The 17,808-nt window shown below is 71.0% G+C and carries 17 protein-coding genes and 1 riboswitch; of the genes, 8 read left to right on the top strand and 9 right to left on the bottom strand.

Annotation, left to right across the window (positions count from 1 at the left end; genetic code table 11):
* Positions 1-41: 41 nt before the first annotated feature.
* Both ACF08W_RS04950 and ACF08W_RS04945 read right to left on the bottom strand, forming a co-directional pair.
* Complete coding sequence (locus ACF08W_RS04950) at positions 42-731, bottom strand: ABC transporter ATP-binding protein (protein WP_385207448.1); 690 nt, start codon at positions 729-731, stop codon at positions 42-44.
* 52 nt (positions 732-783) lie between these two features.
* Positions 784-1,011 (bottom strand): hypothetical protein, encoded by a 228-nt coding sequence (locus ACF08W_RS04945; protein ID WP_392278444.1) that lies wholly within the window; start codon positions 1,009-1,011, stop codon positions 784-786.
* A 462-nt stretch (positions 1,012-1,473) separates the two neighbouring features.
* On the opposite strand from ACF08W_RS04945, the gene ACF08W_RS04940 reads away from it, so the two are divergent.
* Positions 1,474-1,959 (top strand): MarR family transcriptional regulator, encoded by a 486-nt coding sequence (locus ACF08W_RS04940; protein WP_392278443.1) that lies wholly within the window; start codon positions 1,474-1,476, stop codon positions 1,957-1,959.
* Positions 1,960-2,106: 147 nt separating this feature from the next.
* Positions 2,107-3,348, top strand: a complete 1,242-nt coding sequence (locus ACF08W_RS04935; protein WP_392278442.1) for a hypothetical protein — start codon at positions 2,107-2,109, stop codon at positions 3,346-3,348.
* Between the two features lie 178 nt (positions 3,349-3,526).
* On the opposite strand, the gene groL is transcribed toward ACF08W_RS04935, so the two are convergent.
* The 4 genes from groL to thrC form a co-directional block, all read right to left on the bottom strand.
* Complete coding sequence (gene groL, locus ACF08W_RS04930) at positions 3,527-5,149, bottom strand: chaperonin GroEL (RefSeq protein ID WP_352280049.1); 1,623 nt, start codon at positions 5,147-5,149, stop codon at positions 3,527-3,529.
* Positions 5,150-5,518: 369 nt separating this feature from the next.
* Positions 5,519-5,725 (bottom strand): cold-shock protein, encoded by a 207-nt coding sequence (locus tag ACF08W_RS04925; RefSeq protein WP_003967346.1) that lies wholly within the window; start codon positions 5,723-5,725, stop codon positions 5,519-5,521.
* A gap of 529 nt (positions 5,726-6,254) precedes the next feature.
* Positions 6,255-6,533, bottom strand: a complete 279-nt coding sequence (locus ACF08W_RS04920) for a ubiquitin-like small modifier protein 1 (protein WP_352280048.1) — start codon at positions 6,531-6,533, stop codon at positions 6,255-6,257.
* Positions 6,534-6,562: 29 nt separating this feature from the next.
* Complete coding sequence (gene thrC / locus ACF08W_RS04915; RefSeq protein WP_352280047.1) at positions 6,563-7,885, bottom strand: threonine synthase; 1,323 nt, start codon at positions 7,883-7,885, stop codon at positions 6,563-6,565.
* Between the two features lie 17 nt (positions 7,886-7,902).
* Positions 7,903-8,029, bottom strand: a riboswitch (SAM riboswitch).
* Positions 8,030-8,183: 154 nt separating this feature from the next.
* Here thrC and ACF08W_RS04910 point away from each other — a divergent pair.
* Positions 8,184-9,140 (top strand): glucosyl-3-phosphoglycerate synthase, encoded by a 957-nt coding sequence (locus ACF08W_RS04910; protein ID WP_392278441.1) that lies wholly within the window; start codon positions 8,184-8,186, stop codon positions 9,138-9,140.
* A gap of 44 nt (positions 9,141-9,184) precedes the next feature.
* On the top strand, positions 9,185-10,618 hold the full coding sequence (locus ACF08W_RS04905; RefSeq protein WP_385207465.1) for a trehalose-6-phosphate synthase: 1,434 nt from the start codon (positions 9,185-9,187) through the stop codon (positions 10,616-10,618).
* Here the strand turns inward: ACF08W_RS04905 and otsB are convergent.
* The 3 genes from otsB to ACF08W_RS04890 all read right to left on the bottom strand — a co-directional run bounded on the left by otsB (position 10,615) and on the right by ACF08W_RS04890 (position 13,227).
* Positions 10,615-11,547: a trehalose-phosphatase gene (gene otsB / locus ACF08W_RS04900; protein ID WP_352280044.1), complete on the bottom strand. Its 933-nt coding sequence runs from the start codon at positions 11,545-11,547 to the stop codon at positions 10,615-10,617. The genes ACF08W_RS04905 and otsB overlap by 4 nt on opposite strands.
* Positions 11,548-11,697: 150 nt before the next feature.
* Positions 11,698-11,955 carry a DUF3263 domain-containing protein gene (locus tag ACF08W_RS04895; RefSeq protein ID WP_392278440.1) on the bottom strand — a complete coding sequence of 86 codons (258 nt, stop codon included), beginning with the start codon at positions 11,953-11,955 and terminating at the stop codon, positions 11,698-11,700.
* Between the two features lie 51 nt (positions 11,956-12,006).
* Complete coding sequence (locus ACF08W_RS04890; RefSeq protein ID WP_392278642.1) at positions 12,007-13,227, bottom strand: extracellular solute-binding protein; 1,221 nt, start codon at positions 13,225-13,227, stop codon at positions 12,007-12,009.
* A 306-nt stretch (positions 13,228-13,533) separates the two neighbouring features.
* On the opposite strand from ACF08W_RS04890, the gene ACF08W_RS04885 reads away from it, so the two are divergent.
* From ACF08W_RS04885 to ACF08W_RS04870, 4 genes are all read left to right on the top strand, one after another.
* Positions 13,534-14,466 carry an ROK family protein gene (locus ACF08W_RS04885; protein WP_352280042.1) on the top strand — a complete coding sequence of 311 codons (933 nt, stop codon included), beginning with the start codon at positions 13,534-13,536 and terminating at the stop codon, positions 14,464-14,466.
* Positions 14,466-15,620 carry an N-acetylglucosamine-6-phosphate deacetylase gene (nagA, locus tag ACF08W_RS04880; protein ID WP_392278439.1) on the top strand — a complete coding sequence of 385 codons (1,155 nt, stop codon included), beginning with the start codon at positions 14,466-14,468 and terminating at the stop codon, positions 15,618-15,620. Before ACF08W_RS04885 ends, nagA begins: the two co-directional genes overlap by 1 nt.
* Positions 15,621-15,802: 182 nt before the next feature.
* A complete protein-coding gene (locus tag ACF08W_RS04875; RefSeq protein ID WP_392278438.1) occupies positions 15,803-16,807 on the top strand; it encodes a 1-phosphofructokinase family hexose kinase in 1,005 nt (334 codons plus the stop codon).
* 62 nt (positions 16,808-16,869) lie between these two features.
* The gene (locus ACF08W_RS04870) at positions 16,870-17,721 is read left to right on the top strand and encodes a ketose-bisphosphate aldolase (protein WP_392278437.1); all 852 of its coding nucleotides are present in this window, start codon (positions 16,870-16,872) and stop codon (positions 17,719-17,721) included.
* The last annotated feature ends 87 nt before the right edge of the window (positions 17,722-17,808 follow it).

The raw sequence follows: 17,808 nt of genomic DNA, 5'->3' as shown, positions 1-17,808 counted from the left end.
CTCGGACCCGAGCAACAGCCTGAACCCCAGAAGGATTTCCCTCACACCGGCATCTGCGCGCCGAGCACACCGTCCGTCATCACGTACCGGCTGTCGGCCCGGCCCGCCACCGCCGGATCATGGGTGACAAGCACCACCGCCGTCCCCTGCGACCGGGCGAGTGTCAGAAACTCGTCCAGCACCGCCGCCGCGTTGACACTGTCCAGCGACCCGGTCGGCTCATCGGCGAAGACGACGGCCGGGCGATGGACCAATGCTCTCGCCACTGCCACCCGTTGGCTCTGTCCACCGGACACCTCTGAGGGCCTGCGCTGTCTCAGGTCGCCCAGCCCCAGCCTCCCGAGCACCTCGCCGGCCGCCGCATGCGCCCGCACCTTGCGCTGCCCCGCGAGACGCAGGGGAAGCGCGGTGTTCTCCTCGATGGTCAGCTCCGGCAACAATTCGCCGTACTGGAAGACGAACCCGAAGCGGTCCCGCCGGAGCGCGCTCAGTTCCGCGTCCTCGAACTCGCCCAGCGATCGTCCCTCGAAACGCACGACTCCCCGACCGACCGGCAGAACCCCCGCGAGGCAGTACAACAAGGACGACTTCCCCGAGCCACTCTGCCCGGTGACGGCCACGACCTCCCCCCGTCCGACAGAGAGCCAAGCATCCCTGACCGCGACCGTGCTCCCGTACGAGAGCTCAACACCCCTGGCCGACAGGACCTCGACCTCACTGACCTGGCCCACGGGAACCTCCTCGAAGAGCGGCCCGGGCGCTACCGCCCGGGCCGGGCGGTAACTACTTGTTCTTGTAGTGCATGGTGCGCGAGCAGTTGTCCGGGCGCAGGGATCCACGGTCACGACAAGCGCGGATGTGGGCCGTACTGGTGTACCGAGCCGCCCCGTCGTAGACCGTCTTGTGGAGGTGGACCGTCTTCTTCTGCTGCCCGTTGAAGCGGTTCCAGCTGTACCCCTCGACTCGCACCTGGACGTACACGTTGTTGCCGTCACCCGGAGACACGTCCACGAGGTCACCCTGCCATTCGAACCCTCCGTGATTCCGCCCCGCGGGATTGAACCGGTACTGCCCCTTGGAAAGCTTCACTCCCCCGCTCTCCAGGTCAGGGACCCGCTGCCATCCGGCAGCCATGGCGACCCCCGCCCCACCGAAGAACAATCCTGCGGCGAGCACCGCGCTTGCCGCCGCTTTCGACTTCCTCATCCCGCGCCTCCCATCGACCGACCCACCACCAGAAGGAAGCGGGTGATTACACACTGTAGTCAGCCACCGCCGACGGAGCCATCACGCTCAGTAATGTTCACCGCATCGAGTGATTCGCGAGACACGAGAGCGCGGACACAGAACCGCGAGCCCCGCCGGCACCCGTCGAACTCCCTTGACCCCAAGCGCGGTTGAGCTTCTACGGTCGGTCCCACTGGCCACATCGGCCACGTCACACCGACCCGAGCAATGGTGGAGGAAGCAGTCATGGACTACTCGCACAACGACGCCGATCTGATCAAGCAGCCCATCGGTTACTGGAGTTGGGCCGCCTACAACGCCGTCGTCTCCCGGACCCGGGCCGCGCTCGAAGGGATCGGCACCAGCCAGCCGCAGTGGTGGGTTCTCGCACAGGTCGCACAGGCCGCGCAGGTCGCACAGGCCGGGCACGCCGAGGGCGGCAGGGATCGGGGCGAGGTGTCCCGGCTCCTGCGGAACTACCTCGACACCGGCCCGGAGGCCATGGAGGCGGAGATCGACCGGACCATTTCCCAGGGCTGGATCACCGAGGACGCCGAAGGGCGCCTCGTCATCACGGCCGAGGGCCGGGCGTTCCACAAGAAGGCCGCCGCCCTCCAGGCGGAGCTGTGGGCGGAGCGGCACGCCGGTATCTCCGACGAGGAGTACCTGACCACGCTCAAGGTGCTCCAGCGGTTCATCCACAACACGGGCGGGACCGCCTGGCACCACTGAGGCGGGTGGCGGGCGGGGCAGTGGGATGTGTCCGAAAGTTGCTCCCACCTGGGGGTGGTTTGGCCGGGCATCTCCCGCTGGACGGCTTCGGTACGTGCTCCCCTGGGCGCGCATCGTTATCAACCGTCCCAAAGGGGAACGCCACCCATGCCCGAGCCGTCCCGCGAGCAGATCGTCTCCGCGCTCCACGAAAGGCCCGCCATCGCGCTGACGCCCGGCACGCGGCTGGACGCCGAGCGGCCCGGCTCGCTTCCGGTGTCGCCCAGCGCCGTATGGGATCTGCCGGGCGGCACCGCCTGGGTGTACCGGGGTGAGGGGAACCCCGGTCTCGTACGGCCCGTGATCCTGGCCGACGGTTTCGGGACGGGCCCCAGCGAGCTGGAGTCCTCCTGGCAGATCCTGGAGTTCGGCGACTTTCCCCTCATCAGCGAGCTGCGCCGCCGTGGCCGTGATGTCATCCTGCTCGGCCACCACGACCGCGGGGCGTCGATTCTGGACAACTCACGCACCGCACGCGCCGCGATCACCCGTGCCCTGATGGAACGGCAGGGCGGCACCCCGCTGGTCGTCGGCGGGTTCAGCACGGGCGGGCTGGTCACCCGGCACGCGCTGGCCCGGATGGAGTTCGAGGGCTTCGACCACGGTACGGGGCTGTACTTCTCGTACGACAGCCCGCACCGGGGCGCCTGGATCCCGGTCGCGCTCCAGGCGTTCGCGCACTACGTCAGGGATCTCGACGGCCGGTTCTCCGACCAGATCAACAGCCCGGCCACCCGGGAACTGCTGTGGCGGCACATCGGTACGTGGAACGGCACCCCGGACCGGGACGGGGCGCGCGCCGCGTTCCTCGCCGAGATGGCGGCCGTCGGTGAGTGGCCGCGCCGTCCCCGGCTGATCGGGGTCGCCAACGGCACGGCCGACGGGGTCGGCACCGACGTACGGGCGGGCGAACTGGCCCTGGAGGGCACAGGCGGATCGGTCGTCGGCACCCGTCTCCACACCCAGGCGCCCGGCCCCGACGAATCCGTGGCGAAGCTCCGGGTGGTGGCCCCGAAGACCCACGAGGTACGGACCACGGGGCTCCCCTCGATCGACGGCGCCCCCGGCGGCTCGCTGGAGGGCTTCGGCATCCTCGCCGACGGGCTCAACGCCCTGCACCCCGATCTCGGTCTCACGACCGCCGTGCGCATCCGGTCGCACTGCTTCGTGCCGTCCGTCAGTGCGGTGGACATCGGCGAGCTGGACACGGACGACGAGTTGTACAAGGACATCTCCGCGCTTCCGGCCGGGACCGGCGGGCTGGACGCCTACCGGCTCGCCTCCCGGAACGAACCGCACGCGCTCGTCACCGGAGAGCTCTGCACCTGGCTCCTCAGCCACCTTCCGTAGCGAAAGCCACCTTCCGTAGCGAAGCCGCCTTCCGTATCGAAGAAAGCCGGCTTCCACGGGGAAAGCCGACTTCCCGACGGAGCGCGGAACGGCGTTGGCCCCCGGGACCAGAAGGTCCCGGGGGCCAACGCCCGCAGAGCTCGGAAGCCGTGCGGAAGGAACTACCGATCCGTCAGGATCAGAAGTCCATGTCACCGCCCGGCATGCCGCCCGGAGCGGCCGCGGCGGCCTTCTCCGGCTTGTCTGCGATGACGGCCTCGGTGGTGAGGAACAGCGCGGCGATGGACGCGGCGTTCTGCAGGGCGGAGCGCGTGACCTTCGCCGGGTCGAGGATGCCCTCGGCGATCATGTCGACGTACTCGCCGGTGGCGGCGTTCAGACCGTGGCCGACGGCCAGGTTGCGCACCTTCTCGACGACGACGCCGCCCTCAAGACCACCGTTGACGGCGATCTGCTTGAGCGGGGCCTCCAGGGCGAGCTTCACGGCGTTGGCGCCGGTCGCCTCGTCACCCGAGAGCTCCAGCTTCTCGAAGACGGCCGAGGCCTGGAGCAGAGCCACGCCACCACCGGCGACGATGCCCTCCTCGACGGCGGCCTTGGCGTTGCGCACCGCGTCCTCGATGCGGTGCTTGCGCTCCTTCAGCTCGACCTCGGTCGCGGCACCGGCCTTGATGACGGCCACGCCGCCGGCCAGCTTCGCGAGGCGCTCCTGGAGCTTCTCGCGGTCGTAGTCCGAGTCGGAGTTCTCGATCTCGGCGCGGATCTGGTTGACGCGGCCCTGGACCTGGTCGCTGTCACCGGCACCGTCGACGATCGTCGTCTCGTCCTTGGTGATGACGACCTTGCGGGCGCGGCCGAGCAGGTCGAGACCGGCGTTCTCCAGCTTGAGGCCGACCTCCTCGGAGATGACCTGGCCACCGGTGAGGATGGCGATGTCGCCGAGCATGGCCTTGCGGCGGTCGCCGAAGCCCGGGGCCTTGACGGCGACGGACTTGAAGGTGCCACGGATCTTGTTGACGACCAGGGTCGACAGGGCCTCGCCCTCGACGTCCTCGGCGATGATCAGCAGCGGCTTGCCGGACTGCATGACCTTCTCCAGCAGCGGAAGGAGGTCCTTCACGTTGCTGATCTTCGAGTTGACGATCAGGATGTACGGGTCGTCGAGCGACGCCTCCATACGCTCCATGTCGGTGGCGAAGTACGCCGAGATGTAGCCCTTGTCGAAGCGCATACCCTCGGTGAGCTCCAGCTCCAGACCGAAGGTCTGGGACTCCTCGACGGTGATGACGCCTTCCTTGCCGACCTTGTCCATGGCCTCGGCGATGAGCTCGCCGATCTGGGTGTCGGCGGCGGAGATGGAGGCCGTCGAAGCGATCTGCTCCTTGGTCTCCACGTCCTTGGCCTGCTCCAGGAGGGCGGCGGAGACGGCCTCGACGGCCTTCTCGATGCCCCGCTTGAGCGCCATCGGGTTGGCACCCGCGGCGACGTTGCGCAGACCCTCGCGGACGAGCGCCTGGGCGAGAACGGTGGCGGTGGTCGTACCGTCGCCGGCGACGTCGTCCGTCTTCTTGGCGACCTCCTTGACCAGCTCCGCACCGATCTTCTCGTACGGGTCCTCCAGCTCGATCTCCTTGGCGATGGACACGCCATCGTTGGTGATCGTGGGGGCGCCCCACTTCTTCTCAAGGACGACGTTGCGACCCTTGGGGCCAAGGGTGACCTTGACGGCGTCGGCGAGCTGGTTCATGCCGCGCTCGAGACCGCGCCGGGCCTCCTCGTCGAACGCGATGATCTTGGCCATGTGAAGTGGTCCTCCCGGACAGGGGTGGATTTCTCCGGACCGGATGGCGCCCGCGACGGACGGCCTGCGTACCCGGTGGTTCCTTGCCCCACCGGGCTGCGGGCCTCACCGGCCCGGTCCAAGTTCTGTCACTCTCACCTGGAGAGTGCTAACGCCAATGATTAGCACTCGACCCCCGAGAGTGCAAGCGTCCCCCTCGGGATGTGGACAGTGCGCCGGGCGCGTGGCGGACGGCGCGCGGGGCGCGTCGGGGGGTCGGGCGGGGCGCGAGGTCCGCGCGCCGGGCGCGTCCGGGACGCACTGAGGGCCCGTACCTCATGGGTACGGGCCCTCAGTGCGTGAGTGGCGTCGTTGGCCGACCGCTCGAACTCAGCCGACGGCGAGCTTGACCATGTCTGCCTGCGGCCCCTTCTGGCCCTGCGAGATCTCGAACTCGACTCGCTGACCCTCTTCAAGGGTGCGGTATCCGTCCATCTGGATCGCGCTGTAGTGGACGAAAACATCCGCACCACCGTCGACCGCGATGAAGCCGTACCCCTTCTCCGCGTTGAACCACTTGACGGTGCCCTGAGCCATGCCTAACTCCCCTATTACTGGCCCTTGCGCAGGTCCGCACTTCGCGGACCCGGGTCAGAACTCCCCCTCCGACAGGTAGAGGGCGTGTGCGCCGGAACGCGTCGACCGCGGCTGAATGTATCTGTCCAACTGCCCTCTGCAACAGGTCAATCGGACGAGAATTCTGGGCAGCGCTGAACACCCGGATATGCGCGATTCAGAGGATTCCCGGGCAACTCGGGCCGGGCAAAGGTGACTTATGCCGCAAGCGGAACACACACTTTGGCTGCATCTTGTCGGGGCCGGGCGCATTCTCATACGCGGTTGGCGCGAGCAGCTGGGGGGACTTCCCCTACTCTACCGCGCTCAACCATGCAGAATTGCCCCCTCCGTTTGAATCCGGAGAGGGCAATTCGACAACGCGGGCGACAGTCACGGCCGATCGGCGCGGCATCAGGAACACCAGGACATCGCGACATCAGGCCTCAGGACATCAGGCCGTCGGACATCGGAACGGCGTGAGGACATCGTGATGTCAGGGAGTCGGGCCTCAGCAGCCGCCGGCCACGGCCGGGATGATCGAAATGCCGGCGCCGTCCGGCGTCGCGGTGTTCAGGCCGTCCTCGAAGCGGACGTCGTCGTCGTTGACGTACACGTTCACGAAGCGGCGCAGCTTGCCCTGGTCGTCCAGGACGCGGGCGGCGATGCCCGGGTGGTTCTGCTCCAGGGACGCGATGACCTGGGAGAGGGTCGAGCCCTCGGCCGGAACCTCGGCCTGGCCGCCGGTGTAGGTGCGGAGGATGGTGGGGATACGGACCTTGACGCTCATGGGTGTGTCCTTCCTGGAGGCTCGGTTGATCAGCTGGTGGCGAGGCCGGCGGCGCGGAACGCCTCCAGGCTGGGGCGGATCGTCGCGGTCGCCTGAGAGGTCTCGGCCACCGCGTCGAGGGTCTTGAGTCCGTCGCCCGTGTTGAGGACGACCGTGGTCAGCGCGGGATCGATCAGACCGGCCTCGATGAGCTTCTTCGTCACGCCGACCGTCACCCCGCCCGCCGTCTCCGCGAAGATCCCCTCGGTGCGGGCCAGCAGCTTGATCGCGTCGACGACCTGCTCGTCGTTCACGTCCTCGACCGCGCCGCCGGTGCGGCGGGCGATGTCCAGGACGTACGGACCGTCGGCCGGGTTGCCGATCGCGAGCGACTTGGCGATCGTGTTCGGCTTCTGCGGCCGGACGACGTCGTGACCGCCCTTGTACGCCACCGAGACCGGCGAGCACCCCTCGGCCTGGGCGCCGAAGAGCTTGTACGGCTTGTCCTCGACCAGGCCGAGCTTGATCAGCTCCTGGAGCCCCTTGTCGATCTTGGTGAACTGGGAGCCGGAGGCGATCGGGATGACCAGCTGGTCCGGGAGCCGCCAGCCGAGCTGCTCGCAGATCTCGTACGCCAGGGTCTTGGAGCCCTCGCCGTAGTACGGGCGCAGGTTGACGTTGACGAAGCCCCAGCCCTCGCCGAGCGGGTCGCCGATCAGCTCGGAGCAGAAGCGGTTGACGTCGTCGTACGTGCCCTCGATGCCGACCAGCTCGCCGCCGTACACCGCGGCCATGACGACCTTGCCCTGCTCCAGGTCGTGCGGGATGAAGACGCAGGAGCGGAAGCCGGCGCGGGCGGCGGCAGCGCCCACCGCACCGGCGAGGTTGCCGGTGGAGGAGCAGGACAGGGTGGTGAAGCCGAAGGCGCGGGCGGCCTCGATGGCCTGGGCGACGACACGGTCCTTGAAGGAGTGCGTGGGGTTGCCGGAGTCGTCCTTGACGAACAGCTTGCCGGGCTCGACGCCCAGCTCACGGGCGAGGTTGTCGGCCTGGACGAGCTTGGTCCAGCCGGGGTTCAGGTTGGGCTTCTCGGCGACGTCCGCGGGGACCGGCAGCAGCGGGGCGTAGCGCCAGATGTTCGCCGGTCCGGCCTCGATGCGCTTCCTCAGCTCCTCGGGGGAACCGGTCGGCAGTTCGTACGCGACTTCGAGCGGGCCGAAACAGGAGGCACAGGCGAAAATGGGGCCGAGCTCGAAACGCTCGCCGCACTCGCGACAGGAAAGGCCGGAAGCGGGTCCGAGATCGACGGACGCGGCGGATTCGGTGGTGTCGACGGAAGCGTCGGTGCTTACTGCAGCGGTCTGCGCAGCCATGATGGCGAGGCCCTTTCTCCTCATCTTCCCCGCGGCGCGTTTCGCCACGAGACGGAATTGGCACCTTCCTCACCGGACCGCACGGTCGGTGGGGGGGTTGCCGGGACTTCAACGGGCCGTTCCCTCAGTCCCTCTGGATGAGCGCTGTGGCACCGGATCTTCGATCCGGGCATTTTTCGGCGGACGGACCCCGGCATGCGATGGTCGTCCGCGTTGTTCAAGACTGTAACCGAAGCCGCGGGCTGTTGAGATAGTCGTCCGACCCGCGAGATGGATCACACAACAGGGAGTACCGACCGTGCTGGAAGAGGTCGAGCACTGGCTGACCAGGCGTTCCTGGCCGGCCGCCGACCGCCCGCTGGACCGCCTCCTGGCCGCTCGGGCCGCGGCCGGGGAGGCGGGGCGCGGGAGTGTCAGCGTCGTGCTGCCCGCGCTGAACGAGGAGGCGACGGTCGGCGAGATCGTCGCGACGATCCGGCGCGAGCTGATGGAGAAGGTCCGGCTGGTCGACGAGCTGGTGGTGATCGATTCCGGTTCCACGGACGCCACCGCCCGGGTGGCCCGGGAGGCCGGTGCGCGGGTGGTGCACCGCGACGCGATACTCCCCCGGATACCGGCCGTGCCCGGCAAGGGCGAGGTGCTGTGGCGGTCGCTCCTGGTGACCGGCGGGGACATCGTGTGCTTCGTCGACGCCGACCTGAAGGACTTCTCGCCCGACTTCGTCTCCGGCATCGTCGGCCCCTTGCTGACCGATCCGGACGTGCAGTTCGTCAAGGCGATGTACGACCGCCCGCTCGGTGACACCGCGGGGCAGGGCGGCCGGGTGACCGAGCTGGTGGCGCGCCCGCTGCTCAATCTGCACTGGCCCCGGCTGGCCGGATTCGTACAGCCGTTGGGGGGCGAGTACGCCGTGCGCCGCTCGCTGCTGGAACGGCTGCCGTTCCCGGTCGGCTACGGGGTGGAGCTCGGGCTGCTGGTCGACGCGCTGCACACGGTCGGGCTGGACGCGCTGGCCCAGGTCGACGTGGGGGTGCGCAAGCACCGGCACCAGGACGGGCAGGCGCTCGGCCGGATGGCCGCTGCCATCTACCGCACGGCCCAGCTCCGGCTCTCCCGCGGGCACTTGGTGCGTCCGGCGCTCACCCAGTTCGAGCGCGGAGCGAACGGCTTCGTGCCCCGCACCCATGCGGTGGACACCGAGGAGCGGCCTCCGATGTGCGGGATCGAGGAGTACCTGGCCCGCCGGGCGGCCTGATTTCGCACGTTTGGGCGGTTCGCGATCGGGCTAGATTCCGCAACATGGTCTCCGCGCGCGATTCCCGTCCCACCGCCCGGCCCGACGACGCCCCGGCCGACGGTCCCCCGGCCGGTGCCCGGGTGCTCGTCGCGTCCAACCGCGGCCCGGTCTCGTACACCCGGGAGCACGACGGCTCGCTCGCCGCGAGACGGGGCGGCGGCGGGCTGGTGTCCGGGCTGAGCGCCGTCGACGACAAGCTGTGGGTGTGCGCGGCGCTGGGCGACGGGGACCGGGAGGCGGTCCGGCGCGGGGTGGGCGAGCCGGGTGTGCGGATGCTCGACATCGACGCGGTCACCTACGCCGACGCGTACAACGGCATCGCCAACTCGGTGCTCTGGTTCATCCACCACCTGCTGTACCAGACCCCGACGGAGCCGGTCTTCGACCGGGAGTTCCGGCACCAGTGGGCATCGTTCGAGCGGTACAACCGGGCCTTCGCCGAGGCGCTCGCCGAGGAGGCCGGGCAGGGCGCCGACGTACTGGTGCAGGACTACCACCTGGCGCTGGTGCCGGGCATGCTCCGCGCGCTCCGCCCCGATCTGCGCATCGGCCACTTCTCGCACACGCCGTGGGCGCCGGTCGACTACTTCCGGCTGCTCCCCGACGACATCGCCGAGCAGTTGCTGCGCGGCATCCTGGGCGCGGACCGGGCGGCGTTCCTGACCCGGCGCTGGGCGGACGCGTTCACCGACTGCTGCAACCGGATCCTGGGCGGCACCGGCGAGACCCGGATCGGCGTGCACGGGCTCGGCGCGGACGGGGACTTCCTGCGCCGCCGGGCCCACGAGGCGGACGTGGACGAGCGGCTGGCCGCGTTGCGCGAGCAGGTCGGCCCGGACCGGAGGACGATCGTGCGGGTGGACCGGACCGAGCTGTCCAAGAACATCGTGCGCGGCCTGCTCGCGTACCGGGAACTCCTGGCCGAGCGGCCCCAGTGGCGCGAACGCGTCGTCCACATCGCCTTCGCCTACCCCTCCCGGCAGGACCTGCTGGTGTACCAGGACTACACGGCCGAGGTGCGCCGGGTCGCCGACGACATCAACATGAAGTTCGGTACGGCCGGCTGGACGCCGGTGGTGCTGCACGTCGAGGACGACTTCGCCCGCTCGCTGGCCGCGTACCGACTGGCGGACGTGGCGCTCGTGAACCCGATCCGCGACGGCATGAACCTGGTCGCCAAGGAGATCCCGGTCGTCTCCGACCACGGCTGCGCGCTGGTGCTGTCCCGGGAGGCGGGGGCGTACGAGGAGCTGGGCGGCGACGCGGTCGTGGTGAATCCGTACGACGTGTCGGCGACGGCGACGGCGCTGCACGAGGCGCTGACGATGGCCGAGGACGAGCGGGCGGCGCGCACCGAGCGCCTGGCCGCTGCGGCGGTCGCGCTGCCGCCGCAGCAGTGGTTCCTCGACCAGTTGGACGCGCTGCGGCGGGATTAGGGCGTGTCTCGGGGGTTGTTGGTCGTTCCGATGGTTTCGGCCAGTCGGGCGAGGAAGGCGACGACGCCTGCGGGGCCGTCGAGGCGCAGGTCGGCGCGGTCGGAGAGTTCGGTGACCTCCGCGCTGCCGCTGCAGATCAGGAGTCCGGGGACGGCGTCGGGGCCGTCGGCGCGGAGCTTCTCCACCGCGGCGTAGGCGGCGAGGTCGCCGAGGTCGTCGCCCGCGAAGAGCACGGACCGGGCGCCGGTCTCCCGGAGGTACTCGGTGAGGGCCACGCCCTTGTCCACGCCGGGCGGGCGCAGCTCCAGGACCAGACGGCCGGGCTCGACGACCAGTCCGTGCCGGGCGGCCAGCTCGCCCAGGGGCCCGCGCAGGGCTTCGAACGCGCTCTGCGGGTCGGTGGCGCGGCGGGTGTGGACGGCGATGGCCCGGCCCTTCTCCTCGGTCCAGGTGCCGTGCCAGGAGCCGGAGCGGTCCAGGACGCCGGGGAGTTCGGCGCGGACGGCGGCGATGCCGGGGTGCGGGGCGGGGGCGTGGACGGTGCCGGTGACGGCGTCCCAGCGCTCGGCGCCGTAGTGGCCGAGGACGACGAGGTGGTCGAGGCCGGGGACCCCGGCGAAGCCGCCGTGCCGCACCGCGACGCCGGCCGGGCGGCCGGTGATCACGGCGACGGAGGCCACCTTCGGGGCGAGCGCGGCGAGGGCCGGTACGGCGCCGGGGTGGGCGCGGGCCTGCTCCGGGTCCGGGACGATGTCGGCGAGGGTGCCGTCGAAGTCGAGCGCGATCACGGCACGGTCGGGGCGGGCGAGGATCGCGGCGAGGGCCTCTCGGCCGGCCCCGGTGGTCGGGACCGGGAGCCCGGCGGGCGTCCCGTCCGGGGCGGGGGTGGGTGCGGATGCGGGGGTGGGTGCTTCCGGGTTGCTGCCCATGGGGCGAGCCTATAGCCGGGGAACGGGGTGGGGGCGGCGGTCGGCCAAGGACCTTCCCGGGCGGGGTCCGGTTCGGGGCCGGGGCGCGTTCCCGGGCTCGTTCCTGGGTGGGCCGGCCGCTTTCCTCTCCGTGAAGACCGTGCCCGGTGCTCAGCGGCGGGCGCGGCGGGCGTCGCGGATCCGGCGGAGGCGGTTGACGGTGACCGGGTCCTCCGTCAGGGCGCGGCGGTCGTCGAGGAGGGCGTTGAGCAGTTGGTAGTAGCGGGTGGGCGAGATGCCGAGCTGCTCGCGGATCGCCCGCTCCTTCGCCCCGGGGCCGGACCACGACTGCCGTTCGACGGCCAGCACGGCGCGGTCGCGCTCGGAGAGGGCGTCGGGGGTGTCGGGCCCGGGGTCGGAGGTGGTCATATCAGCCAACCTATCCCCCGTCCGGCGGGCCGCCACCCGTGCCGGTCCCCGCTACTTCCCGCGCTCCGCCGCGGCCGCGTCCCGGGCGACCAGGCCCAGTGTCTTCTCCGGGCTGCCGCCCGGCTCGACGGCCCGGCCCATGTTCTCCTTGAGCGAGGCGCTGGTCCGGGCCCAGGAGGTCTTGCCGTACGGGTAGAACTGCGAGTCCGGCAGCGCGGCCAGGAACTTCCGCAGCGACGCGTACTTCGGGTCGGCCTCCATGGCCGCCGAGGCACTGTCGGTGACCGGGAGCATGTCGTACTCGTCGGCGAAGGCGATGACGTTCTTGTCGGTGAACAGGTAGTCGAAGAACTTGCCCAGCTGCACGCGGTGGCCGTTCTGCTTGAAGCCCATGATCCAGTCGGCCACGCCCAGCGAGCTCCGTCCGGGGCCGTCCCGTCCGGGCATCGGCACCATGCCGACCGACACGCCCTTGCGCGCGGCCTCCTGCATCAGCGTCGGGTGGCCGTTCAGCATGCCGACCCGGCCCTCGGTGAAGGCGGCGAACGCCTTGCGCCGGTCGAGTTTTCCGGGGGCCTGCGGGCCGACGAGCCCGGGGTCGACGAGGTTGGTCTTCAGCCATTCGAACGTCGTCACGTTCTCGGTGGAGTCGATGTCGTACGAGCCGCTGTCGTCGGTGTAGCCGCCGTCCCCGCCGAGCAGCCACATCATGGTCTCGGCCTGGGCCTCCTCCTGCCCGAGCGGCAGGGCGAAGGGGTACGTCACGCCGCGCTGCTCGAGCGCCGCCGCGTCGGCGCGGATGTCGTCCCAGGTCCGGGGGGCGGCGAGGCCCGCCTGGGCGAAGAGCTTCTTGTTGTAGAAGAGCAGCCGGGTGCTGGCGACGAACGGCAGTCCGTACTGGGTGCGGGTGACGCTGCCCGCGTCGGCGAGTGGCGGCAGGAAGTTGGCCTGGGTACGTATGGACAGCATCTGGTCGGCCCGGTAGAGCTTGCCGGCCGCGGCGTAGTCGGCGTAGGAGGCGACCTGAGCGACGTCGGGGGCCTGACCCTTCTTCACCATCTCGGCGACCTCGCGGTCGATGTCGTCCCAGGAGCGGATGCTGACGTCGACCTTGATGCCCGGGTGGGTGGACTCGAAGCCCTCGACGACCTTGTCCCAGTACTTCTGGGAACTGTTGGCCGGGCCGGTCCCGTAGTCGGCCGCGACGAGTTTGAGGGTGACGTCTCCCGAGTCCCCGTCACCGCCCCCGCAGCCGGCCAGCGCCGCCGTCATGCCCAGTGCGGTGACGACCGCCGTCAGTACCCGGTAGCGCAGTTGCACAGCCCCGACCGTCCTCGTCCATCGCGTTGTCGGCACCGGCCGTGCCGGTGCCGGGGTCCTTGGATGAGGAGCGATCCTGCACCAGTCGATCATGAAGGTCTACACCTTCGGCGGTCTCGCTTTCGCAACGCGACCGGTACGTCACCAGGTGCTGCCGCCGGAAGGGGGCGCCCGCCTTGACCGTGATTTTGTATGCATCCGCAACAAAACGGGTTAGTGGACTAGACCTTTTTCGATCCTCGGGCGAAACTGTTTCCCGTGAAACACGTCATCGCCCTCGATGTGGGCGGCACCGGAATGAAGGCCGCACTGGTCGGGGCCGACGGCGCGCTGCTGCACGAAGCGCGACGGGCGACCGGCCGCGAGCGCGGCGCCGACGCGGTCGTGGAGTCGATTCTCGGCTTCGCCGCCGACCTTCGGGCGTACGGCGAGGAGCACTTCGGCGAGAGCGCCGTGGCAGCCGGGGTGGCCGTTCCCGGCATCGTCGACGCCGCGAACGGGATCGCGGTCTACGCGGCCAACCTGGGCTGGCGCGACGTCCCCCTGCGCAGCCTGCTCGGCGAGCGGCTCGGCGGCGTTCCCGTGGCGCTCGGCCACGACGTACGCACCGGAGGGCTGGCCGAGGGCCGGATCGGTGCCGGCCGGGATGCCGACCGCTTCCTCTTCGTCCCGCTGGGCACCGGCATCGCCGGGGCCATCGGCATCGCCGGCACGATCGAGGCGGGCGCGCACGGATACGCGGGCGAGATCGGGCACATCGTGGTCCGCCCGGACGGCCCCGACTGCGGCTGCGGCCAGCGCGGCTGCCTGGAGACCCTGGCCTCGGCCGCCGCCGTGAGCCGCGCCTGGGCCGCCGCCTCCGGGGACCCCGAGGCGGACGCGGCGGACTGCGCCAAGGCCGTCGAGTCCGGCGACCCGGCGGCGGTGGAGGTCTGGCGGAACGCGGTGGACGCGCTCGCCGCCGGGCTGGTCACCGCGCTGACCCTGCTCGACCCGCGCACGCTCATCATCGGTGGCGGTCTCGCCGAGGCCGGGGAAACCTTGTTCACACCACTCCGTGCGGCCGTCGAGGAACGGGTCACGTTCCAGAAGCTGCCCCACATCGTCCCGGCAGCCCTCGGGGACACCGCCGGATGCCTGGGCGCGGGGCTGCTCGCCTGGGATCTTCTCTCCACGGAGGTATCCGCCTGATGGCCGGACGCGCAGACAGCACGGTTCTCGCAGGTGCCCGGGTGGTCCTTCCCACCGGGACCGTCGAGAACGGCCGGGTGATCGTCGAAGGCACCCGGATCGCGGGCAGCGCGGCGCAGGACGCCCGGACCCTCGACCTGAGCGGCCACTGGCTGGTGCCCGGCTTCGTCGACATGCACAACCACGGCGGTGGCGGCGCGTCCTTCACCTCCGGCACCGTGGACGAGGTCCTCACCGGCATCCGCACCCACCGGGAGCACGGCACCACCACCCTGGTCGCCTCCACGGTCACCGGCGAGATGGACTTCCTCGCCCACCGGGCCGGTGTCCTCTCCGAGCTGGTGGAACAGGGCGACCTGGCCGGCATCCACTTCGAGGGACCGTTCATCTCGCCCTGCCGCAAGGGCGCGCACAGCGAGAACCTGCTGCGCCACCCGGACCCGGCCGAGGTCCGCAAGCTGATGGACGCGGCGCGCGGCACGGCGAAGATGTTCACCCTCGCCACCGAACTGCCGGGCGGCATCGACTCGGTGCGGCTGCTCGCCGAGCACGGCGTGATCGCCGCGATCGGCCACACCGACGCCACGTACGAGCAGACCGTCGAGGCGATCGACGCGGGCGCCACCGTCGCCACCCACCTCTACAACGCGATGCCGCCGCTCGCCCACCGCGAGCCCGGCCCGATCGCGGCGCTGCTGGAGGACGAGCGGATCACCGTCGAGCTGATCAACGACGGTACGCATCTGCACCCCGCCGCCCTGGAGCTGGCCTACCACCACGCGGGCGCCCACCGCGTCGCGCTGATCACCGACGCGATGGACGCGGCCGGCTTCGGCGACGGCCACTACCAGCTCGGCCCGCTCGCGGTCGAGGTCAAGGACGGCGTCGCCCGGCTGGTCGAGGGCAACTCGATCGCGGGCTCCACGCTCACCCTGGACACCGCGTTCCACCGGGCCGTCACCATCGACCGGATCCCGGTCGGGGACGTCGTGCAGTCCATCTCCGCCAACCCGGCCCGGCTGCTCGGCGTGTACGACCGGGTCGGCTCGCTGGAGCCGGGCAAGGACGCCGACCTGGTGGTGCTGGACGAGAACTTCGTCCTCCGGGGTGTCATGCGCAAGGGCGAGTGGATCAAAGAGCCCGAAATCGCCTGATACCGCGCATTGTTGACGGCGCGTCGAATACGTAACAAAGAGGCGGCGGTTGGTCCGGAGGTCTGGGCCGATCGCCGCCTCTTTGACATGATCGCCTGGAAAACAGCCGGTGAATCGGTCGACGAAGGCGCGCTCCACCCCGGTTCCGCGCTTCGGAGCAGGGTGGGAGGAAGGCGGTCGCGGTGATCCTGACGGTCACACTGAACACGGCGCTCGATCTGACGTACAGCGTGCCCGCGCTCGTCCCGCACACCAGCCACCGCGTCCGCGAGACGTCCGAGCGGCCCGGCGGCAAAGGGCTCAACGTGGCCCGGGTCCTCTCCGCGCTCGGCCACGACACCGTGGTCACCGGCTTCGCCGGCGGCCCCACCGGCGCCCTCCTGCGCGAGCTGCTCGCCACCGCGGCCCCCTCGGCCGCCGGCCCGGTCACCGACGCCCTGGTCGACAGCGGTCCGGTCACCGACTCCCCGGTCGACAGCACCCCGGTCACCGACGCCCTGATCACCGTCGCCGGGAACACCCGCCGCACCATCGCCGTGGCCGACCGGGCCACCGGCGACACCACCCAGCTCAACGAACCCGGCCCGCAGATAGCCGCCGACGAATGGGCCGCCCTGCTGAGCCGCTACGAGGAACTGCTCCCCGGGGCCGACGCCGTCGCGCTCTGCGGCAGCCTGCCGCCCGGCATCCACGTCAGCGCGTACGCCGAACTCGTCCGGGCCGCCCGCGCCGCGAAGGTCCCCGTCCTCCTCGACACCAGCGGCGAACCGCTGCGCCGCGGCATCGCCGCCCGCCCCGACCTGATCAAGCCGAACACCGAGGAGCTGGCCCAGCTCACCGGCGCACAGGAACCGGCCCGCGCCACCCGCGACGCCCGGCGGCGCGGCGCGCACGGCGTCATCGCCTCGCTCGGCCCGGACGGGCTGCTCGCGCTCGTCCCCGAGGGCAGCTGGCGGGCCCGGCCGCCCGCCCCCGTCCGGGGCAATCCGACCGGCGCGGGCGACTCCGCGGTGGCCGGGCTGCTGTCCGGGCTCGTCGAGGGGCTGAGCTGGCCGGACCGGCTGCGGCGGGCGGTGGCACTGTCGACGGCGACCGTGCTCTCCCCCACGGCCGGTGACTTCGACCGCGCGGCGTACGAGGAGCTGCTGCCGCGCGTCGTCGTCGAGGAACACGCACCGGCGGCCTGAGGGGCCGCGCCGTACCGGACCCCGCCCGCTCGCGGTCCGGAGGAAGCAACAAGAGGTCCGCAATGCCGCTCGTCAGCACCGGTGAACTCGTCTCCGCCGCCCAGGCCCGGGGACGCGGAATCGCCGCCTTCAACGTCATCACCCTGGAGCACGCGGAGGCCATCGCCGCCGGGGCGGAGCGCGCCGGGGCGCCCGCGATCCTCCAGATATCCGAGAACGCCGTGAAGTTCCACGGCGGACGGCTCTCCGGCATCGCCGCCGCGGCCGCCGCCGTCGCCCGCACGTCGAGCGCCCCGCTCGCCCTCCACCTCGACCACGTCGAGTCCGTGGAGCTGCTCCACCAGGCGCACACGGAGGGCTTCGGCTCCGTCATGTTCGACGCGTCCCGGCTGCCGTACGAGGAGAACGTGCGGGCCACGGCCGAGGCGGTGGCCTGGGGCCACGAGCGCGGCATCTGGATCGAGGCCGAGCTGGGCAAGGTCGGCGGCAAGGAGGGCGAGGCCCCGCTCGACGCCCACGCCCCCGGCGTCCGCACGGACCCGGACGAGGCCGCCGCGTACGTGCGCGCGACCGGGGTGGACGCGCTGGCCGTGGCGGTCGGCTCCTCGCACGCCATGACCGAGCGCACCGCCGCCCTGGACCACGAGCTGATCGGGCGGCTGCGCGCGGCCGTCCCGGTGCCGCTGGTGCTGCACGGCTCCAGCGGCGTCCCGGACGCGGAGATCCGCCGGGCGGTCACCTCGTCCGGCATGGTCAAGATCAACGTGGGCACCGCCCTGAACACCGCGTTCACCGGAGCGGTCCGCGCGTACCTGGCCGAGCACACCAGCGGCGTCGACCCGCGCAAGTACCTCGCCCCGGGCCGCGAGGCGATGACCGGCACGGTGGCCGGGTTCCTGGCCCTGATGGGCTGAGCCCGGCACGCGGTGCGTCACGCCTGCCGGGTAACACCAGTTCCACCGTCACGGGGGGGGCGAGGTCTGGCGTCGACCAGTCCGGGT

The organism is Streptomyces sp. NPDC015144 (assembly GCF_043079735.1).
GTDB lineage: Bacteria > Actinomycetota > Actinomycetes > Streptomycetales > Streptomycetaceae > Streptomyces.
The sequence above is the reverse complement of the archived record's forward strand: the minus strand, read 5'-3'. Positions and strand labels throughout refer to the sequence as shown.